Here is a 17427-nt window from a genome sequence, read left to right on the forward strand (position 1 = left end):
GGCGAGCCGATGGCGGCGTGCGGTGTGGGACGCCTCCGGGTGGGCGAACTCGCCGTGCGGCAGGCCGCTTCCACCGTCATGCCGCTCCGCAACGCTCGCGGAGAAGTTCGACGCCGTCGCCTTCCAGATCGTCGAGATACGACCGGCGACCGGTCATGGCCATCGTCAGGGCCAAGGTGGTACCGGACACGAGCGGACCGGTGCCGGTGCTGAAGGGTCCGTCGTTCGCGACGAGGCGCAGGCCGCCGATCCGTCCCTTGGCGACGACCACTATGTCCGAGCCCTGGTAGTACTCGGCCACCCGCGTGACCACCTCGATCGGGTGGTCGCGGGCGATGCCCAGCGGACGGCGGATGTCCTCTGCGTGCACGAGCGCCTCGCCCAGCATCGCGATGACGGGGAGCGGAGGCTTGGTCGTGCTGGGCACGACGGCCCGGAACCTCTGATGCGTCTCGGCCGGGCTGGCACCGAGCTGCTCGGCCAGCCGCACGGCCACCTGCTTGTCGAAGTCGAAACGGCAGCGGATCACCCCGGCGAGCCAGCGCGCAGGGGTGAGGCTCGCCCCCGCGGTGAGGTGCGCCAGCACCTGACGCACCGTGAGCCCGGTGCACAGCGAGGGCGTCTCCCACTGTTCGTCGGACAGCTCCGCCAGGTCGGCCGCCAGTGCCGCGCGCTCGGCGTGGACCAGGGGCCAGATCCCGGAGTTCGGGCTGCGATCCGTTCGAGGCTCCGACGCAGGCATACGGGCGGGTCTCCTGTCGTGGGTCGTGCCGCGGCTGGTGCCGAACCCGCTGCGGGGCTGGGGGTGCGCGGCTGAGGACTGCGGTGCGGTGCTCCGGGCTGGAGGGCTGCCGGCCCGACGGAGTGCGCGTCAGTCCGCGACGATGCCGCGGGCCACGAGGACGTCCCGCTGTTCAGAGGTCAGGAACTCCGAGCCGAAGACGCGCCGGAGGTTGGGGAGCAACGCGAGATCGTCGAGGGAGGCGACGTCGAACAGGTCGTCCTCGCCGTCCCAGATAGGGGCGCACTCCTGGTACACCTGCAGCCCACCGTCCATGACCAGTTCCTCCACCCCGGCGAGGAGGTCGTCGTCGATGTGCAGTGCGGCGAAGTGGTCGCGCGCTTCGGGCACCATCTTGTAGGCCAGGCCGTACTGCTGGGCGTAGTTGTACGCGTCGTCGCCCAGTCCCTTCTGCCGCAACAGGTCCACGAGGTGGAACTGCGGGGTCAGGGTCTCGTCGGTGTACATCAACTGCTCGATGACGAGGAGCTTGAAGTTGAAGTCCTTGAACTGGGCCATGAACTCACCGTAGGTGACGGCACTGACAGTCAGGTGCCTAAGCCGTGGTGACGTGCTTGCGGTACGCCGGGCCGAGTTCGCGTATGTCCACGCTGGCGTGCACCGTCACGTCGGGCACGGACGCCACTCGCGTGCGGAGGAGGGCGAGGACGGCCTCGCTCAGCTCCGTCTTGACCTCGTCGGTGCGGCCATGCAGGAGGGTGATCTCGACGTGCACCACCGCGTTGCCGGGTGCCCCCTCGGCGACGTAGGTCTCCTCCACGCGGCGAAAGCGGGTCTTGCAGTTGCCGACGGCCGTCCTGGCGATGCCGGCGGTGAGCGGGTGCAGTTCGCGTGCGAAGCCGTGGCGGTCGAAGGCCTCGGTCAGCGACTCGGAGTAGTCGACGGTGATGTGCGGCATCGGTCGCTCCCGTTCGGGGTCTTGTGGGCCCTGTCATCTTTTCGTACGCGCGGGACCCGCGGGCCGTTTGATCTGGTGATGGGCGGCACCTGACTCGTTCACATTCGGCCTCGAGCCCGTCATGCGACGAAACGTCCCCTGCTGTCGTGGTCGTGCCGTAGCCTCTCCGACGCGCCGAACGCAGCACGCTCACCGTGTCACCTGTGGGGGTACCTCTGTGGCTTATTGGCTTCTCACCTGTAATCGCGACATCTTCGACCTTGACGCGTTCCGGCGGGACGAGGAGGAATTGGAGTCCTGGAGCGTCGCCAGGTACCGGAAGGAACTCACCGCGCACAATCAGTTCGTCATGTGGCTCACCGGCCCTCAGGGCGGACTCGTCGGCCATGGTCACATCACCGGCGAGCCCTTCTTCCTCGACTCGGTGGAGAACGCCTATTGGCAGGAGGATCCGGGGCCACGTTGGTACGTGCCGCTGGAGATCGACCAGTGGCTCGACGCGCCGGTGCCTCGTGCCCGGTTCACCGCGGACGCACGCTTCGACGGCACGACGACGCTTCGCACGCTCTTCGCGGGCAATCCGCACCGCTTGAACGCCGCGCAATGGCAGGCTTTCGAGGAGGCGTTCGGCGGCGCGCCTCGGAACGCGGTCACGCCGGTCACAACGCTCACCCAGCCTGACGCCCCTGTGGAGCGGCCCCAGCCGCCCAGTCCCTCGGTGGGCAACCGGTACCAGTCCGTCGACGAGTCCGTCCAACCGGTTCCGGCGCAGCCGGCGCCGGCCGACGCAGGTCTTACCGGACGAAACCTTCGGGCCCATCGGCGTCTGCAGAACCGCCTGGCGGCTACGGCGGCGGCGCAGGGGCTGGAGGTCATCTCGCCGTCCGCCACCGGTCCGGACTTCGACCTCGCCTGGCGCGACGCATCGGGCACTCTGACGGTGTGCGAGGTCAAGTCCCTGACCGAGGTCAACGAGACGCGGCAACTGCGTACCGGACTGGGGCAGATCCTGGACTACCACGACCTCCTCCGAGAGGGAGCGCCGGAGGTACGGGCGGTGCTGTGGGTGGAGCACGAGCCGCAGGAGACCCGGTGGATCGAGTTGTGCCGCCGAGTGGGCGTCACGCTCGCGTGGCCTGGTCGTGAGGCGGATGTCCTGTCCACGGTTCCGATGGCGTCGGACAGGTCCGATGCGCCCGCCTCGGCCAAGCTGCCGACCGGACCGCCGGCCCCGCGAACGTCTTCCCGTTGAGGAACTTCCGCCTTCGGAGGGCCGTTACCGTCGGCCGTTGATCCACAGCTCAGCCGGTGCCCTCCTGGGGCGTGGCGGGCTCGGACTGCTCGGTCTGGTCCGGGCTGTCGGGGGTGGTCGTCGGCGTCTCGGCGGGTTCGTCCGCGGGGGTGGGTGCGGTGCTCGGGGTGGCGGGGGTCCCGGCGGCTCCGCGGCCTTCGTTGCCGCGGGGGCCGTTGCCGTTCTTGCCTCCCTTGCCGCCCTTCTGCAAGCCGCCGGCCTCGGCGGGGCGGGCCTTCTTGGCCTTGTGGCCCTCCGCGTCGCGGTCCGCGGCGGCCGCCTTGCCGGTCCGCGCCTTGCGGCCGGCCGAGCCCATCGGGTTGGCGGCCGGGAGGGCGTAGGAGACGGTCGGGGGGACCCGGTCGGAGTCGCCGGTGCTGTCGGCGGCGGTGTCGTCGGCGCTCGACTTGCCGGAGGGGCGCTGGGTCTGCGGCGCCCTGGCGGAGGCGCGGGTGTCGTCGTTGTTGCCGCTGGTGTCGGGGGCGAGGGCGACGGTCGCGCCCAGGGCCACGGAGAGGGCGGCGAGGACGGTGCCCACGGCCACGCGGCGGCCGTGGCGCGGGCCGGCCGGGAGGGGGGCGGACCGGGTGACCGCGGCGTCCGGCTCCGCGGACCGCACGGGGAACGCCAGGTTCGTCGACGGCGGGACCGGCAGCGGGGCCGCGGCAGGGCTGCCCCCGGCGGCCAGGGCGGCGAGGGTCTTCGCGCAGTGGGCGGCGTCGGGGCGGGCGGCGGGGTCCAGGTGGGTCATGGCCCGGATGAGGGCGACGAGGTCCGGGGAGAGCCAGGTGGGGATCAGCGGCGGGCGGTGGAGACGGGCTATCGCCGCCTCGAGGGGGGTGCCCTGGTACTCCGTCCGCCCTTTGACGCACTCCAGCAGCACCAGCCCGAGGGCGTACACGTCCGTGGCGGGCCCGATGCTCTTGCCCTCGACCTGCTCCGGGGCGAGGTACGCAGCGGTTCCGGTCAGGGCGTCGGGGGCGGTGTGGCGGGTGGCGTCGACGAAGCGGGCGATGCCGAAGTCGGCCAGGTGGGGCGCGCCGGCTGCGGTGTCGAGCAGGACGTTGGAGGGCTTGACGTCGCGGTGCACTATGCCGGAACGGTGGACGTGGGCGAGTGCCTGGGCGAGCGCGGCGCCGAGCTCGGCGACCCGCCGCTGGGGCAGGGCCCCTCCTTCGAGGAGGTCGCGCAGCGTGGGACCGTCGACCAGTTCCATGACCAGGAAGGCGCGCCCGTCGTGGCGGCCCATGTCGTAGACGGTGACCAGGCCCGGGCCCTGCAGGCCGGCGAGCAGGACCGCCTCGGCGGCGAGGCAGTCCTCGGCCTGGTGGTGTGCCCCCGGGCGGAAAACCTTGACGGCCACGGGCCTCTGCAGGCGGGTGTCGACGCCCTTGTAGACGTCGGCCATGCCGCCCATCCCGATCTTCTCCTCCAGCTGATATCGGCCACAGAGGAGATGGGTGGTCCAGGAATCCGCCGATGCCTGTGCGATAGGCATGGCTGCAGAGGGGCTGGCCTTCATCTGGATCTCCGTTGCTGTCGCCGCGTGACCGGGCTCGGCTCTGGGCCGTGGCGATGCGGGTACCCCGTGGTCCGGTGTGATATCCGGACGAAGTCGGCGCGGCCGGTCCCGGCAGACCGCCTTCCGGTCTCGCCAGGTCGTTGTCCGCCGGGTCCGCCGGTGGGCTCCTGAGCCCCCGACTGCCGTGCGGGGAAAAAGAGTTGGACGGGACGCGGGCCGCGGAGATACCTTGCCGTCGACCGTGACCTTTCGAAGGAGGTGAGACCCGTGAACGACGTTGTTTCGAGGTGGGTGCTCCCTCCTTCCGTCACGGTGTGCGACTGACCCAGGTGGTGTCGTCGGGAGCGCCTTCCTCTGCCGAGGTACTCCTGGAAGGCGAACACCCATGAGCAGCACAGTCAGCGTCACGCGCGTCGCGGAGGACCGGTGGGAGGCCGCGGCCGACGACGGCACCGTCGTCGGCCAGGGCGACGTCTCACGCCGCCCCGACGGGCGGCTCTTCCTCAGCGTCGACGTGTGGCAGGACGCCGCCTTCGACCGGCTCGCCGCCGCGATGCTGGCGGATCTCCCCGAACCGCTGCACACCTTGATCGGCGACGAGGACCACGACCGCCGCGTCGGCTGGGAGCGGCTCGGCTTCACCGTCGCACGCCGGGAGTGGGCGTACGACCTGCCCACCGACCCCCGCGTGACGGGACTCGGCGCGGCGCCGCTCCCGGCGGGGGTGTCGATCCTGCCCGCCGGGGAGGCGGACGAGGATCGGTTGCGCGCCCTGGACCGCGCGATCCGGGAGGAGGTCGGCGCCGCGGGCGGCCTGCACACCCTGCCGGCCGAGCTGGTGTCGGGGCCGCCCGGCGACACGGTGGTGGACCCGTCGAAGTACGCGGTGGCCGTCCGGGACGGGGCACGCTCCGGCGCCGGACGGAACGATGAGGGTGAGGGCGCGTACGTCGGGCTGGTCCGGGTGGTGCGGGTGCGCCGCCGGGCGCAGGTCGGGCTGATCGCGGTCCGGGCCGACGAGCGCCGGCGCGGTATCGGGCGGGCGCTGCTGGCCCACGCGCTGGACACGCTGGCCCGCGACGGCGTCGGCTTCGCCTGGGCCGAGGCCGACGTGTCCCACGCCGCGGCGACCGCGCTGCTCGAGGGCGCGGGGGCGCGGCGGGCCGGCGCCTCCCTGGAGCTGGTGCGGCCCTGACCTCCGACCGATCACGCCACCGGCGAGCGCCACCCGTCACAGGCCCAGGACCGGGACCAAGACCGGGACCAGGACCGGGACCAGGACCGGGACCGCATGCGCCCCACCGTCACGGGGCGGGCGCGGGCCCTCCCGGCCGCGCAGCGGTCGCGCCGGCCGGGGCGCGTGCACGGTCCTGCCGCCCGGGGGCGGCCACCGCCCCTGTCTGTCCTGGTGGTGACCGAACCGGCCACCACCGGGCAGACGAAAGACAGGCCACACCTGCCGGGTCACCGGCACACCACTCACATCGAGCAGTCGAACCATCGGACTGTCGAACCACTCACCGCGGAAGCGAGACGTCTTGGCAAGGAAAGCGAACGGCCTGGAGATGGAAGGCACCGTCGTCGAGTGCATGCGCAACGCCACCTTCACGGTGGAGCTGCCGAACGGGCACCACGTGCTCGCGCACATCAGCGGGAAGATCCGCAAGAACCGCATCCGGATCCTCCCCTTCGACCGCGTGCTCGTGGAGCTGAGCCCCTACGACCTGAGCCGGGGCCGGATCCTCTTCAGGTACCGCAACTGAACACCCGCCGACGCGCGCTCCGGGCTTCCGTGCCGGTACCCGGACGCGCGCCGCGGCCGGCTCAGGCGCCGCCGAGCTGCTGCTCGGCGGCGTCGGCGGTCTGCGCGGCACTGTAGGGGCGAACTCGGGCGGACCGTACCCGACTTCACCGGTCCCGGCCCCGACGCCCGCCGCTGAAAACGATGTTGTGCCGCCGCGTCGGCGCCCGTTGTGCTTGCCTGTTGCCGACGGGGTGGTGTCACGGCCCCGCGTTCGTCGACCTGACGAGCGGACGGTACGGAGGCACCGCACGGTGCCGGAACTGACGGGGGTCGCATGATGGGCACGGTGCCGAAAACCGCTCTGGTGACGGGAGCCTCCTCCGGTCTGGGGCGGGAGATCGCCCTGGACCTGGCGCGACGGGGGTGGCGGCTGGTGCTGCCGGTGCGCGCCGAGGTGCGGGGGAAGGAGCTGGTGGCGGCCGCGGAGGCGATGGGCGCGCCCGCGCCGCTGGTCGTCGAGTGCGACCTGTCCGACCACGCGGCGGTCCGGCGGATGTGCGCGGTGGTCGCCGACGAGGGCCCGCTGGACCTGGTGGTGAACAACGCGGCCGTCGGCGGCGGCGCCGACCCCACCGTGCGCGGAACCAACGCCGCCGGCGTCGAACTGCGGATGGCGGTCAACGCCGTCACGCCGCATCTGGTCGCGCGCGAGCTGGCGGGTGCGCTGACGCCGGACGGCCGCGTCGTGCAGGTCGGCAGCATGGGGCAACTGCCCGTCGATCTGGACGACATGGACTTCGAGCACGGTTACGACGGCGTGGTGGCGTACTGCCGCAGCAAGGTCGCGCTGGTGATGTCCGCGATCGAGCTGGCCCGCGAGGGCGTCCCGGTGAACGTCGTGCACCCGGCGCGGGAGATGCCCACCCCCATGGTCAGGGAGAGCGCCCTGACGGTCAGGTCCACGCTCGACGACGGCACGCTGCCGGTGCTGCGCGTCGCACTCGACTCGGAGCTGGCGGGCGTGCGCGGCGCGTACTTCCACCGCTTCGACCGCGCCGAGCCCCACGAGCAGGCCCTCGATGCCGGGGCCCGCGAGCGCGTGGTGGCGTGGCTGGATGAGGCGGCGGGGCGCGCGGCCTGAGGTCCGCGCCGGGGCCGCACCGCTCCTCGGCCTCGGCCCCGATCCCGGCTCCGGTCCCGATCCCGATCCCGGCCCCGGTCCCGCCCCCGGCCGGCCGAAGGGCCCCGACCCCGATCCCGCCCCCGACCGGCGGAAGGGCGACGACCGGCGGAAGGGCGACCCCGGCCCGCCGCCCTCGCCCCCTACCCCCTCGCCTCGATCAGCGCCGCGAAGGAGTCCAGCACCCGGCGCAGCCCGAAGGCGTACGCGTGGTCCGGGTCGTGCGCGCTGCCGTGGGCCTCGCCGGCGGCCGTGCCGACGCGTGAGGCGAGGGGGTAGACGGCCGGGTCGAGGACCTGGGCGAGCAGGGGGGCGTTGGCCTCCCACCACTCCCGCTCGTCCATGCCTCCGTCGGCTCCGGCGGCCCGCGCGGCGGCAGCGGTCCGGGCGTTCGCCTGGACGAACGCGAGCAGGTGGGTGAGGCAGTCGTCCATGGTGACGTCGTCCAGGCCGAGGCCGTCGAACGCGGCGAGCTCGTGCTCGTACTTCGCCATCTGTCCCGGCCCGAGCGGCGGCCGGACGGTGGAGACGGCGGCGGCCCAGGGGTGGCGGGTGAACAGCGCGCGGTTCTCGTCGGCGACGCCGGTCACCTTCTCCCGCCAGGGGCGCCCGGTGGTGTCCGAACGCGGCATCCGGGCGTAGGCGGCGTCCAGCATCAGGTCGAGCAGCTCGGCCTTGGCGGGGACGTAGGTGTAGAGGGTCATCGGGACGACGCCCAGCTCACCGGCCACCCGGCGCATGGTGAGCGCCTCCAGACCCTCGGCGTCGGCGAGCCGTGTCGCGGTGTCCACCACGGCGTCGACGCTCAGTGCCCGGCGGGGACCGCGACGGGTTCCGGCGGGCTCGTCGGCCCGCAGCTCCCCCAGGGCGTCGCGCCACAGCAGGCGCAGAGTGCTGGCGGGATCGCCCGCGCTGGTTCGTTCGGTCGGCATGGATCTGATTTTCCCCGCAGACCTTCTCTGAACGCTGTACAATATACGTCGTACAGAGAAAGCGGGCCGGTTCGCCGGCCCGTCGGGACCCCCCAGGAGGCCTCATGAAGATCACCGCGTGCGCCGTATCCCTCAACGTCGAGGACGTCGTCGCCTCCAGCGCCTTCCTCCAGGACCACTTCGGCTTCGTCGAGAAGATGGCGGCCGACGGGTTCGCCTCCCTCGGCCGCGAGGACGTCGCCATGAACGTGATCTTCCTGCGTCGCGGCCTGGAGACCCTGCCCGCCGACCAGCGCGACGATCACGCCCAGGGCCTGATCCTGGCCTTCGAGGTCGACGACCTGGAGGGGGAGCTGGCGCGCCTGACCGACGCGGGGGTGCCGATCACCATGCCGCTGACCGTGGAGGAGTGGGGCGAGCGCGCCTTCCAGGTCCGCGACCCGAACGGGGTCGTCGTCCAGCTCGTCGACTGGAAGGGTGGCGCGACCGCCTGATCCGCCCCCGGCGGCGCGACGCCGGCACGCCTCCCGGCAGCCCGGAACCACCCCGAAATGAGGGCCTGGCGGTGAGGTGCCCCATAGGACCCAGGTCACCTCCTAAGACGCTTAGTGGCCCGGACAGGGGGTGCCGCGACAGCCGCACGCGCAGGTGAGGCCGGTTCGCGCCGGCCCCACCTGCGCGTTTCCGTTATGCACCATTTTGAGATGTTCTGTGGTGTTAGAGCATGACAAGCATGCGGTTACGAAGAAGCTTCGTAGATCACACCTTTGTCAGGCGGCCCGGGGTCCGGTTACCAATGAACCCGTCGCCGGGCACCGTCCTGGTTCACCGGCGGCAGTCCTGATCTCCGAGCCAAAGGGTTCCGCATGTTCCAGCGCGTCACGCTCCGCACCACCGGTACCTCCGCCCTCCGCACCCGCGCCGCCGTCCTGGCAGCCGGCCTGGGAGCCTCGGTCGTGCTGGGTGCCGGAGTCGCGACTGCTGCCGGCGCCCCCGAGGCGGCCGGCACCGCGGCCACCGGCGTCCACACCGTCGCCGAGGCCAAGAAGGCCGCCAAGCCGAGCTGGGTCGACCCGGTCCAGCACTACAAGCTGTCCGCCAGCTTCGCCCAGAACGGCGGCATGTGGGCGCACAAGCACTCCGGCCAGGACTTCGCCGTCCCGACCGGCACCAAGGTCTTCGCCGCCCACGAGGGCACCGTCGTCAAGGCCGGCGGCTGGGGCGCGGGCGACGGCCCCGCCTACGGCAACGCCATCGTCGTCAAGCACGACAACGGCACCTACTCGCAGTACGCCCACCTCTCCAAGATCCAGGTGAGCGTCGGCGAGAAGGTGAACACCGGCGAGCAGATCGCCCTGTCCGGCAACACCGGCAACTCCAGCGGTCCTCACCTGCACTTCGAGATCCGCACGACCGCCAACTACGGTTCGGCCGTCGACCCGGCCAAGTTCCTCGCCAACCACGGCCTGAAGATCTGACCGGTCGTCCCACCGACCGCGGACGCCTCGGCTCGTGGAAGCGTCGCCGCAGCACGTGAACGAGAGGCCCTCCGGCACCCGCCGGGGGGCTTTTCGCGTGCCCGGACGGCCGCCGGACCCCTCCCCCGCCCGCTCCGGGCACAATTCACAGGAACAAGGTCCTCCCCAGCCGCCCCGTCGGGCGCATACTGGCAGTAATGACAAAGTCAGCAGCACCTAAACGTCATCTGCCGACCAGCCCGTTCAAGGCTCCGGTCGCGCCTCCCCTCAAGCACTTCGCCGTGGGCGACCGGGTCACGCACGACCTGTTCGGTCTCGGCCGGGTGATCGGCATCGAGGACGGGATCGCCGCGCTGGTGGACTTCGGTCCTACGCAGGAGCGGATCCTGAGCCCGTACGCCAAGATGAGCAAGCTCTAGACCTGCGCCTCCGCGCCGTCGTCGCGCCTGGCCACCGGCCACGGCCGGCCGGCCGGAAGCCACGACACCCGGGTTCCGCGATTCTCGCGGGCCCGTCACCGAACGGAAGTCCCCCTCATCGAACTCTCCTCGCTGTTCTCCGCCCCGGACGGGGCGTCCCAGCAGCACAGCACAGCCGCCGTGTCGTCACCCCCTCCGGTGACCCAGCCGTTCCAGGCCCCCGACTTCGGGGAGGACGAGACGCCGTGGCTCGACGACGCGCAGCACTTCGCCCCCGAGGCATGGGCGGCTCCGCAGAACTGACCCAGCGCCGGGAGTCGACCCGGGCCGAGGTTCAGCCCCGGGCCGCCCGGCGCAAGACGCCACGGCCCAGCCCGCGGGCGGCGCGGCGGTCCTGACGGGCCCGGCGGGGCCGAGGCCGCCCACAGCAGGACCGAGCCGGTCACCACCGCGACGGTGAAGACCAGCACCAGCCGGTCGAAGCCGCCGACCCTGCTCATCGCATCGATCAGACCGCCGAGCACGGCGAGGACTCCGAAGCCCTTGAGCGAGTTCATGTGCGTGCCTTCTCGGGTTACTTCCACGCCGATACGTGGGTCACGTACGACTTGACGACGAAGGAGAGGACCCAGAAGGCCAGGAGGGCGAGCAGCAACGGGCGGTCCGCGAGGCCGTGGCGGGCGACGGTGATCATCTGGGCGGCACCGTGGCCCAGGATGTACGAGAAGCCGAGGGCACCCAGCAGCATGGTGACGATGGTGTGCCAGGTGAACTACGTCCAGCCGGCTCGCGCAGGGTCGGCATGAGGTCGGTGCAGGCGACGCCGAGCTGGTTGGCGGTGACCTTCCAGCCCGGCTCCTTGAGCGCCAGGACCGTCTCGTAGTCCTCGACGGGGTTGCGGTGGTCCTCCCGGAACACCGCCCCGCCGGTCCAGCACCTCAGGGCGCGGTGAGGTCGCCGCTCACGAAGCCCCCGTCCGGCGTCCTCCCGAAGGCGGCCGCGAGGACGGCGGGGAGGTCCGGCTCCGCCACGGTGCCGCGCAGCTCGGCGAGGACGTCGTCGAAGTCGTCGTCCGACACGATGCCGAGGTGCTCCTGGCGGAGGCCGTGGACCACCTCCACCAGATCCGGGCGCAGCCGCATCCAGGCTCGGGAGCGGTGGATCTCCTTCTCGACGACGGACATGAACCAGGCCATCACCGCGTACGGGACGTCGAGGTGCTTCACCGGCGACCGCGCCTCGAAGCAGACCGTCGGCTCCCGTGCCGGGTCCTCGTCCGGGACGATCGCGGTGACGACGGCGCGCTGTGTGCCGACGAGGTCCAGCTCCAGGTACCAGGCGTCGTCGGGCACGGAGTACATCGTGGTGATCGCGTACGCGGGGTCGGGTGACGGGGTGGCCATGGCGGCATGGTGTCAGGAACCGGTGGGACGACGCCCTCGGATATCGGGCTGCGCCTCGACGTCGCCCTGTCCTGCTGTGCCCCGGCCGGGGAGGACAGGAGGCAGAGTGGCCAAGCGGCGTTACGTGGCCCGTGGGGTGCCGGGCGGGTACCGGATCTGGGACAACCGGGGCCGGCACTACTGGGGCGACCACTACGAGCTGTGCCCGGACGGCCTGCTGGCAGAGCTCAACGGGGCGAAGCGGCCGGAGCGGCTGACCGAGCTTCAGCGCCTTTACCGGGCCGCCAAGCGGTAGCGCGGGCCACGGAGACCGGCAAGGGGAACGGGATGGGTGAGCAGGGGCGCCCGGGTGAGGGCGGGGAGCCCGTGTTCGCACGGGTCGGACGGCACGGGCGATACGCGTACAACCTGCGGAACCCGGTCGGGCGGGCTCTCGCCGTCGGCAGCGTGGTGATCGGGGTGGTCGTCATGACGGCGGTGATGCGGCCCGGGCTCTTCACCGGCCGGGACCGATGGAACGCCGGCGAGCTCCGGGAGGCGGTGAGCGCCGCGGGTCCGCGCGGGAGGCGTCGGCGACCGCATGGCCCGGTATCGACGACCCGGAGGAATCACTGCGGGCGATCATCGAACGGGCGGGCGGCAAGTACGAGGGGACGGTCGACCTGAGCGGCGGGCAGCAGAGGGAACCCGGCTGGTACGAGGGCTCCTTCACCGTGTCCGCCGACGGCACCGACGCCGAGTTCTGCGTGACGCTGACCGGAACGGCCGGCGGACGCCTCTCGATCCGCTACCGGTGGGTCACCGTCACGAGCGCCGAGGGCGCCTGCGAAGGTTGACGCCGACGACGAGACGGAGGACCGGCGGATGCCGCACGTGATCATCAAGCATTTCCCCAAGGACCTCGACGACGAGACCCGGGCGCGGCTGGCGGCCCGGGTCTCGGAGGCGGTGCAGGAGGCGTTCGGGGTGCGGCAGGGGGCCGTGTCGATCGGGCTCGAGCCGGTGGAGCGCGAGGACTGGGACGCCGAGGTGTACCAGCCGGAGATCACGGGGCGGAAGGACCGGCTCGTCCAGTTCCCGGACTACTGACCGGCCGGACCGCTGACCGGCCGGACCACTGACCGACCGGCCTCCCGGCCGGCCTAGTCGCCGTAGCCGCCGATGAAGGCGATGCGCGGGTGCGCGGTCGGGTTCAGCCAGGTCAGCACGCGTTCCATGTCGGTGTCGCTGATGCCCATGTCCGCCTCGCCGGGGGTGACGGTGCCGTGGACGAGCGTGCTCTCCGGCCTGTCCGTGTCGACGACGATGCCGTAGAGCGGACTCTCGTCCGGCACCGGCAGCTTGAGGCCCTGGTACGTGCCCGTGGTGACGCGGCGGTAGGGGAACGTCGTGCCGGAGGGGGGCTCGGCGTTGCCGAACGCGGTCGTGACGGGGTAGGTGCCGTCGGGGATGTCGTAGTCGAACTCGCCCGGCGAGAAGGCGGAGAAGGCCACGGCCCAGTCGCCGTTCGCGTCCTTGCGCCAAGCGGTGAGTTCGGGACCGTACTGGGCGTTCAGCTGCACGGTGAGCATCTGGGTGGCGTTGCCGGGCCGCGCCTGGGCGGGGAACCTCTCGGCCGGAGGCGAGTAGTCGTCGGACCCGGAGGCGTCCGAGGAGTCGTCCGAGCCGGATCCGGAGCCCGATCCGTAGTCGTCGTCATCGTCGTAGTCGTTGTGGTGGCTCCCGCTGTAGCCGGTGGACCCCGAGCAGGACGAGGAGCCGCCCGACGATCCGCCGGAGCGCCCCTTGCGCGTGGTGGAGGCGCAACTGTCTCCGCAGGCGGCGGTGAGCAGCACCGTGGAGGCCAGGGCGCACACCGTGAGGACCGCGCGCACGCGGAGCAGACGGTGACGGCGGACCGCCGGGGCGGGGCCGCCGCCCACGGTGGTGTCGGGCGCGGCGGACTGCGGGCGTTCGGATGACACGGCGAGGCCTTCTCGGTCGACGGGCATACGGACGGGCAGCCAGGTGGAGGGCTGCCGGTCCGTCGGGGACCCTAGCGAAACGTGGAGGCCGACGGGGCCGAAACCGGTGGACCGTCAGCTCAACGGCTCGTTCTCGTCACACGGCAGGAATGCCTCGACGCAGCGGCGGTCGCGGCGCATCTGGAACGCCGTGGAGACGGCGATCAGCAGGAGGGCGGGGGCCACGGGGATCAGGTAAGGGGCCATCGGAGGATCTCCTTCCTTCGCGGGCGTGCGGAGGCGGGCCGGCCCGGGCGTGCGGAGGCGGGCGGCTCGGTCGCGGTCAGGGGGCGGTCGTGGTCGTGGTCGTGGTCGCGGTGCAGCGTGGCACGGGGCACCGACAGCCGGTGCGGTCCACGCGACGCGTAGGGCTCGGACGAGGGCTCCGGTCCCGGACGGCCGCGCACTGCCGGGGTCCGGAACCGGAGTCATCCGTCGTGCTCCCTCCCCTCATCATGAACTGCGGTGCCACGCCCCCGCATTGCCGCATTCCGGCAGCGTTGACTAAGGTCAGCCTTCCGGAGAAGCGTCAAGAACACGTCAAGATCGGGGGTGGGGCGATGCCGTCCGGGGTGGAACCGGCGACGTTCCTGGCGGGGTTCGACCGGATACTCGCGGAGGTCGCGGCCACCGGGCGCCGTCTGAGCCGCGACGAGCTGGAGTCGCGGCGCGAGTTGGGCGAGCAGGCCGCGGAGGCCGGGCTGGGGCTGCGCAGGATGGTCAGCGCGCACCTCGCGGCGGCCCGGGACGCGTGGCCTTCCTCCGCCAACGGGTGGGCCGCGGCCTCGAGTTCGGCGGACTGCGCGCTGGCCGCGGTGCAGCAGGCGGTCGACTCGTTCGCCGAGGGGTACGAGCGGGCGCAGCGGCAGGCCATCCGCCAGGAGGAGGCGGCGCGGCGGGAGTTCATCGACGACCTGCTGCTCGGCCGCAGCGATCTGGGCCGGCTGGCCGAGCGCGCCGAACGGTTCGGGCTGCGGCTGGCGCGGGCGCACGCGGTGGCGGTGGCCGAAGGGCCGGCCGCGTACGAGGAGGGCGACGCGGTGCCGCGGCGGGTGGCGCGGGCGGTGACCGCGCGGTTCGACAGCCGGCGCATCCTGGTCACCACCAAGGACGGCCGGCTGCTGTGCGTCGCGCCGGGCGACGCGGAGGACGTCCTCAACTGGTTCGCCAAGCAGGCGTTCGCGGCGACGGACGGCGGGCGGGTGGCGGTCGGGCGGTCCCACGGTGGCCCGGGGGGCGTCGTCCAGTCGTACGAGGAGGCGCTGAGCACCCTGGAGATGGCGGAGCGGCTGGGGTTCGACGGGCCGGTGCTGATGGCGGCGGACCTGCTGGTCTACCCGGTGCTGGCGCGGGACCGGCAGGCGCTGGCGGACCTGGTGCTGAGCGCGCTGGGACCGCTGCGGGGGGCCCGGGGCGGGGCGCAGCCGCTGCTGGACACGCTCACGGCGTACTTCGACTCCGGGTGCGTGGCGGCCGAGGCGGCGCGGCGGCTGTCGCTGAGCGTGCGGGCGCTGACGTACCGGCTGGAGCGGATCCGGAAGCTGACGGGCGCGGACGCGGCGGACCCCGCGCAGCGGTACACGCTGCAGACCGCGGCGATCGGCGCCCGCCTCCTCAACTGGCCCGCGCAGGAACTCTGACGGGCCTGCCGGGCGTGAGGTCTCCCGGCCTCGGGCCCCAGGCCCCTGGTCTCAGCTCGGGCCCCAGGCGCCAGACCCCTGGTCTCAGGCGGACCGCTTGCGCGAAGCCGCCTTCTTCGCGGGGGTCTTCTTCGCGGCCGCCTTCTTGCCCCCGCCGCCGGAGCTGGTGGACTTCTTGGAGGAGGCGGAACCCGAGCCCCCGGAACCGGCGCGGGAGGAGGCCGTCTTCTTGGCGGTGGACTTCTTCGCCGCCGTGGAGGTGGATTTCTTGCCGGAGGTGTCCTTCGGCGTCGTGCGCGACCGGTTCATCTCGCGCACCTCCCCGCTCTCGCCGCGGGACTCCTGCGCCGCGCGGACGCTGTTCTCCAGCGCGGCCATCAGGTCGAGCACCTTGCCGCCGCCCGCGGGGGCCTCCGGCACGGCCGGCGCCTCCTGGCCCGAGGCCTTGGCGGCGACCATCTCCTCCACCGCCTCGCGGTACTCGTCGTGCAGGTCGTCCATGTCGACCTCGCCGAGCGTGTCCATCAGCGCGTCCGCGAGGTCCAGCTCCTGGTCACGGATCTTGACGTCGCCCTCCGGGGCCACGCCCGCCGGCTGGCGGATCTCGTCGGGCCACAGCAGGCCGTGCATGACGATCGCCTCCTCCACCACCCGCAGCATCCCCAGCCGCTCCCGCCCGCGCAGGGCGAACTTGGCGATGGCGACCTTGTGGCTGCGCTTGAGCGCCTCCCGCAGCAGCGTGTACGGCTTGGCGGCCTGCGCGCCGCCGGCCGCGAGGTAGTAGGCGGACTCCATCTGCATCGGGTCGATCCGCTCGGACGGCACGAAGGCGACGATCTCGATGGTCTTGGCGGTGGGGATGGGGAGCTGCTGGAGGTCCTCGTCGGTGATGGGGATCATCGAGCCGTCGGACTCCTCGTACGCCTTGCCGATCTCGGACTGGCTGACCTCCTTGTCCTCCAGCTCGCAGACCTTGCGGTAGCGGATCCGGCCGCCGTCCTCGGTGTGGATCTGCCGGAAGGAGACGTTGTGGTTCTCGGTCGCGTTCACCAGCTTGATCGGGATGCTGACCAGGCCGAAGGAGATGGCGCCGTTCCAGATCGATCGCACGTTCAGCACCCTTTCGACGGAGTTGCACCGATATGGCCATGATGCGTGGGATTCTCATCGTATGACGCCGATCACAGAGGTGGAGGGGCGGAGGATCCCGCTCTCCAACCTGGAGAAGGTGATCCATCCGGAGGACGGCTTCACCAAGGGGGAACTGCTGCACTACTACGCGACGGCCGCGGGGGCGCTGCTGTCGCATCTGCGGGACCGGCCGGTGTCCTTCCTGCGGTATCCCGACGGGCCGCACGGTCAGGTGTTCTTCTCCAAGAACGTGCCGCCCGGTACGCCCGAGTGGGTCACCACCGCGGACGTTCCGCGGTCGGACGGGCCCTCGCGGATGGTGATGGTGCAGGACCTCCCCTCGCTGATGTGGGCGGCCAACCTGGTGACCGAGTTCCACACCCACCAGTGGCTCGCCGACGCCCCGGGGGAGGCGGACCGGCTGGTGTTCGACCTGGACCCCGGGCCGCCGGCCGGGCTGGAGGAGTGCTGCGAGGTGGCCCTGTGGCTGCGGGACCGGCTGGCCGGGGACGGGATCGAGGCGTATCCGAAGACCTCCGGTTCCAAGGGCCTGCACCTGTTGGCGGCGGTGCGGGGCGCGTCGTCCGAGCGGACCAGCGCGTACGCGAAGGCGCTGGCGGTCGAGGCGGAGGCGGCGATGCCGCGGCTGGTGCTGCACCGGATGACGCGGAGCCTGCGGCCGGGGAAGGTGTTCGTCGACTGGAGCCAGAACGCGGCGAAGAAGACGACGGCCACGCCGTACACGGTGCGGGCGCGGCCCACGGCGGCGGTGTCGGCGCCGGTGTCGTGGGAGGAGGTCGCCTCCGGCGCGCCGGAACGGCTGACCCTGCGGGCGCCGGACGTCCTGGCCCGCCTGGAACGGGACGGCGACCTCATGGCCGGCCTGCTGACCCCGGACGCGGCCGCCCCCCTGCCCACCTGACCCTGCCCGGGGGTGCTGCCTGGGTCCCCCGCCGGTGAGCCGCGGATTCACTGCCAGGGCAG

23 protein-coding genes are annotated in these 17427 nt (G+C 72.2%); 12 read left to right on the plus strand and 11 right to left on the minus strand.

Annotated features, from left to right (window positions below; all coding sequences use genetic code 11):
* Positions 1-76 precede the first annotated feature (76 nt).
* The 3 genes from ACFRAV_RS19575 to ACFRAV_RS19585 form a co-directional block, all read right to left on the minus strand.
* Complete coding sequence (locus tag ACFRAV_RS19575) at positions 77-742, minus strand: maleylpyruvate isomerase family mycothiol-dependent enzyme (protein ID WP_382557230.1); 666 nt, start codon at positions 740-742, stop codon at positions 77-79.
* Positions 743-871: 129 nt separating this feature from the next.
* A complete protein-coding gene (locus ACFRAV_RS19580) occupies positions 872-1300 on the minus strand; it encodes a DUF6892 domain-containing protein (protein ID WP_382557232.1) in 429 nt (142 codons plus the stop codon).
* A gap of 37 nt (positions 1301-1337) precedes the next feature.
* Complete coding sequence (locus ACFRAV_RS19585; protein ID WP_382557235.1) at positions 1338-1700, minus strand: 5-carboxymethyl-2-hydroxymuconate Delta-isomerase; 363 nt, start codon at positions 1698-1700, stop codon at positions 1338-1340.
* Positions 1701-1917: 217 nt separating this feature from the next.
* Between ACFRAV_RS19585 and ACFRAV_RS19590 the strand changes: the two genes are divergently transcribed.
* Positions 1918-2952, plus strand: a complete 1035-nt coding sequence (locus ACFRAV_RS19590; RefSeq protein ID WP_382557238.1) for a hypothetical protein — start codon at positions 1918-1920, stop codon at positions 2950-2952.
* A gap of 49 nt (positions 2953-3001) precedes the next feature.
* On the opposite strand, the gene ACFRAV_RS19595 is transcribed toward ACFRAV_RS19590, so the two are convergent.
* On the minus strand, positions 3002-4489 hold the full coding sequence (locus ACFRAV_RS19595; protein ID WP_382557241.1) for a protein kinase: 1488 nt from the start codon (positions 4487-4489) through the stop codon (positions 3002-3004).
* A gap of 409 nt (positions 4490-4898) precedes the next feature.
* Between ACFRAV_RS19595 and ACFRAV_RS19600 the strand changes: the two genes are divergently transcribed.
* The 3 genes from ACFRAV_RS19600 (at position 4899) to ACFRAV_RS19610 (ending at position 7398) form a co-directional block, all read left to right on the plus strand.
* Positions 4899-5708 carry a GNAT family N-acetyltransferase gene (locus ACFRAV_RS19600; RefSeq protein ID WP_382557244.1) on the plus strand — a complete coding sequence of 270 codons (810 nt, stop codon included), beginning with the start codon at positions 4899-4901 and terminating at the stop codon, positions 5706-5708.
* 343 nt (positions 5709-6051) lie between these two features.
* A complete protein-coding gene (gene infA, locus ACFRAV_RS19605; protein ID WP_351111696.1) occupies positions 6052-6276 on the plus strand; it encodes a translation initiation factor IF-1 in 225 nt (74 codons plus the stop codon).
* A 327-nt stretch (positions 6277-6603) separates the two neighbouring features.
* Entirely contained in the window at positions 6604-7398 is a 795-nt protein-coding gene (locus ACFRAV_RS19610; RefSeq protein ID WP_382557246.1) for an SDR family NAD(P)-dependent oxidoreductase, read from the plus strand.
* Between the two features lie 182 nt (positions 7399-7580).
* Here ACFRAV_RS19610 and ACFRAV_RS19615 read toward each other — a convergent pair whose 3' ends face one another.
* Complete coding sequence (locus ACFRAV_RS19615) at positions 7581-8369, minus strand: TetR/AcrR family transcriptional regulator (RefSeq protein WP_382557249.1); 789 nt, start codon at positions 8367-8369, stop codon at positions 7581-7583.
* 104 nt (positions 8370-8473) lie between these two features.
* Here ACFRAV_RS19615 and ACFRAV_RS19620 point away from each other — a divergent pair, with 104 nt between their 5' ends.
* The 3 genes from ACFRAV_RS19620 to ACFRAV_RS19630 all read left to right on the plus strand — a co-directional run bounded on the left by ACFRAV_RS19620 (position 8474) and on the right by ACFRAV_RS19630 (position 10266).
* On the plus strand, positions 8474-8863 hold the full coding sequence (locus ACFRAV_RS19620; RefSeq protein WP_382557251.1) for a VOC family protein: 390 nt from the start codon (positions 8474-8476) through the stop codon (positions 8861-8863).
* Positions 8864-9235: 372 nt separating this feature from the next.
* On the plus strand, positions 9236-9847 hold the full coding sequence (locus ACFRAV_RS19625; protein ID WP_382557254.1) for a M23 family metallopeptidase: 612 nt from the start codon (positions 9236-9238) through the stop codon (positions 9845-9847).
* Between the two features lie 197 nt (positions 9848-10044).
* Positions 10045-10266 carry a hypothetical protein gene (locus ACFRAV_RS19630; protein ID WP_108954394.1) on the plus strand — a complete coding sequence of 74 codons (222 nt, stop codon included), beginning with the start codon at positions 10045-10047 and terminating at the stop codon, positions 10264-10266.
* A gap of 95 nt (positions 10267-10361) precedes the next feature.
* Here the strand turns inward: ACFRAV_RS19630 and ACFRAV_RS19635 are convergent, their stop codons facing one another.
* The 3 genes from ACFRAV_RS19635 to ACFRAV_RS19645 all read right to left on the minus strand — a co-directional run bounded on the left by ACFRAV_RS19635 (position 10362) and on the right by ACFRAV_RS19645 (position 11669).
* Positions 10362-10823: a hypothetical protein gene (locus tag ACFRAV_RS19635; protein WP_382557256.1), complete on the minus strand. Its 462-nt coding sequence runs from the start codon at positions 10821-10823 to the stop codon at positions 10362-10364.
* A gap of 17 nt (positions 10824-10840) precedes the next feature.
* A complete protein-coding gene (locus ACFRAV_RS19640) occupies positions 10841-11014 on the minus strand; it encodes a hypothetical protein (RefSeq protein ID WP_382557258.1) in 174 nt (57 codons plus the stop codon).
* A 190-nt stretch (positions 11015-11204) separates the two neighbouring features.
* Positions 11205-11669, minus strand: coding sequence for a hypothetical protein (locus tag ACFRAV_RS19645; protein ID WP_382557261.1), 465 nt, complete (start codon positions 11667-11669; stop codon positions 11205-11207).
* Positions 11670-11775: 106 nt separating this feature from the next.
* On the opposite strand from ACFRAV_RS19645, the gene ACFRAV_RS19650 reads away from it, so the two are divergent.
* The 3 genes from ACFRAV_RS19650 (at position 11776) to ACFRAV_RS19660 (ending at position 12758) form a co-directional block, all read left to right on the plus strand.
* A complete protein-coding gene (locus tag ACFRAV_RS19650) occupies positions 11776-11964 on the plus strand; it encodes a hypothetical protein (protein ID WP_382557263.1) in 189 nt (62 codons plus the stop codon).
* A gap of 217 nt (positions 11965-12181) precedes the next feature.
* Positions 12182-12505: a hypothetical protein gene (locus ACFRAV_RS19655; RefSeq protein WP_382557265.1), complete on the plus strand. Its 324-nt coding sequence runs from the start codon at positions 12182-12184 to the stop codon at positions 12503-12505.
* A gap of 28 nt (positions 12506-12533) precedes the next feature.
* Entirely contained in the window at positions 12534-12758 is a 225-nt protein-coding gene (locus tag ACFRAV_RS19660; RefSeq protein WP_382557268.1) for a tautomerase family protein, read from the plus strand.
* 53 nt (positions 12759-12811) lie between these two features.
* Here ACFRAV_RS19660 and ACFRAV_RS19665 read toward each other — a convergent pair whose 3' ends face one another.
* Both ACFRAV_RS19665 and ACFRAV_RS19670 read right to left on the minus strand, forming a co-directional pair.
* Positions 12812-13633, minus strand: a complete 822-nt coding sequence (locus tag ACFRAV_RS19665) for a hypothetical protein (RefSeq protein ID WP_382557271.1) — start codon at positions 13631-13633, stop codon at positions 12812-12814.
* A 114-nt stretch (positions 13634-13747) separates the two neighbouring features.
* The gene (locus tag ACFRAV_RS19670; RefSeq protein ID WP_382557274.1) at positions 13748-13879 is read right to left on the minus strand and encodes a hypothetical protein; all 132 of its coding nucleotides are present in this window, start codon (positions 13877-13879) and stop codon (positions 13748-13750) included.
* A gap of 353 nt (positions 13880-14232) precedes the next feature.
* On the opposite strand from ACFRAV_RS19670, the gene ACFRAV_RS19675 reads away from it, so the two are divergent.
* The gene (locus ACFRAV_RS19675) at positions 14233-15312 is read left to right on the plus strand and encodes a PucR family transcriptional regulator (protein WP_382557277.1); all 1080 of its coding nucleotides are present in this window, start codon (positions 14233-14235) and stop codon (positions 15310-15312) included.
* A gap of 84 nt (positions 15313-15396) precedes the next feature.
* Here the strand turns inward: ACFRAV_RS19675 and ACFRAV_RS19680 are convergent, their stop codons facing one another.
* Positions 15397-16422, minus strand: a complete 1026-nt coding sequence (locus tag ACFRAV_RS19680) for a Ku protein (protein ID WP_382557280.1) — start codon at positions 16420-16422, stop codon at positions 15397-15399.
* Positions 16423-16483: 61 nt separating this feature from the next.
* Here ACFRAV_RS19680 and ligD point away from each other — a divergent pair, with 61 nt between their 5' ends.
* A complete protein-coding gene (gene ligD / locus ACFRAV_RS19685; protein WP_382557282.1) occupies positions 16484-17365 on the plus strand; it encodes a non-homologous end-joining DNA ligase in 882 nt (293 codons plus the stop codon).
* Positions 17366-17427: the final 62 nt, after the last annotated feature.

Source organism: Streptomyces sp. NPDC056600 (assembly GCF_042792855.1).
Lineage (GTDB): Bacteria > Actinomycetota > Actinomycetes > Streptomycetales > Streptomycetaceae > Streptomyces.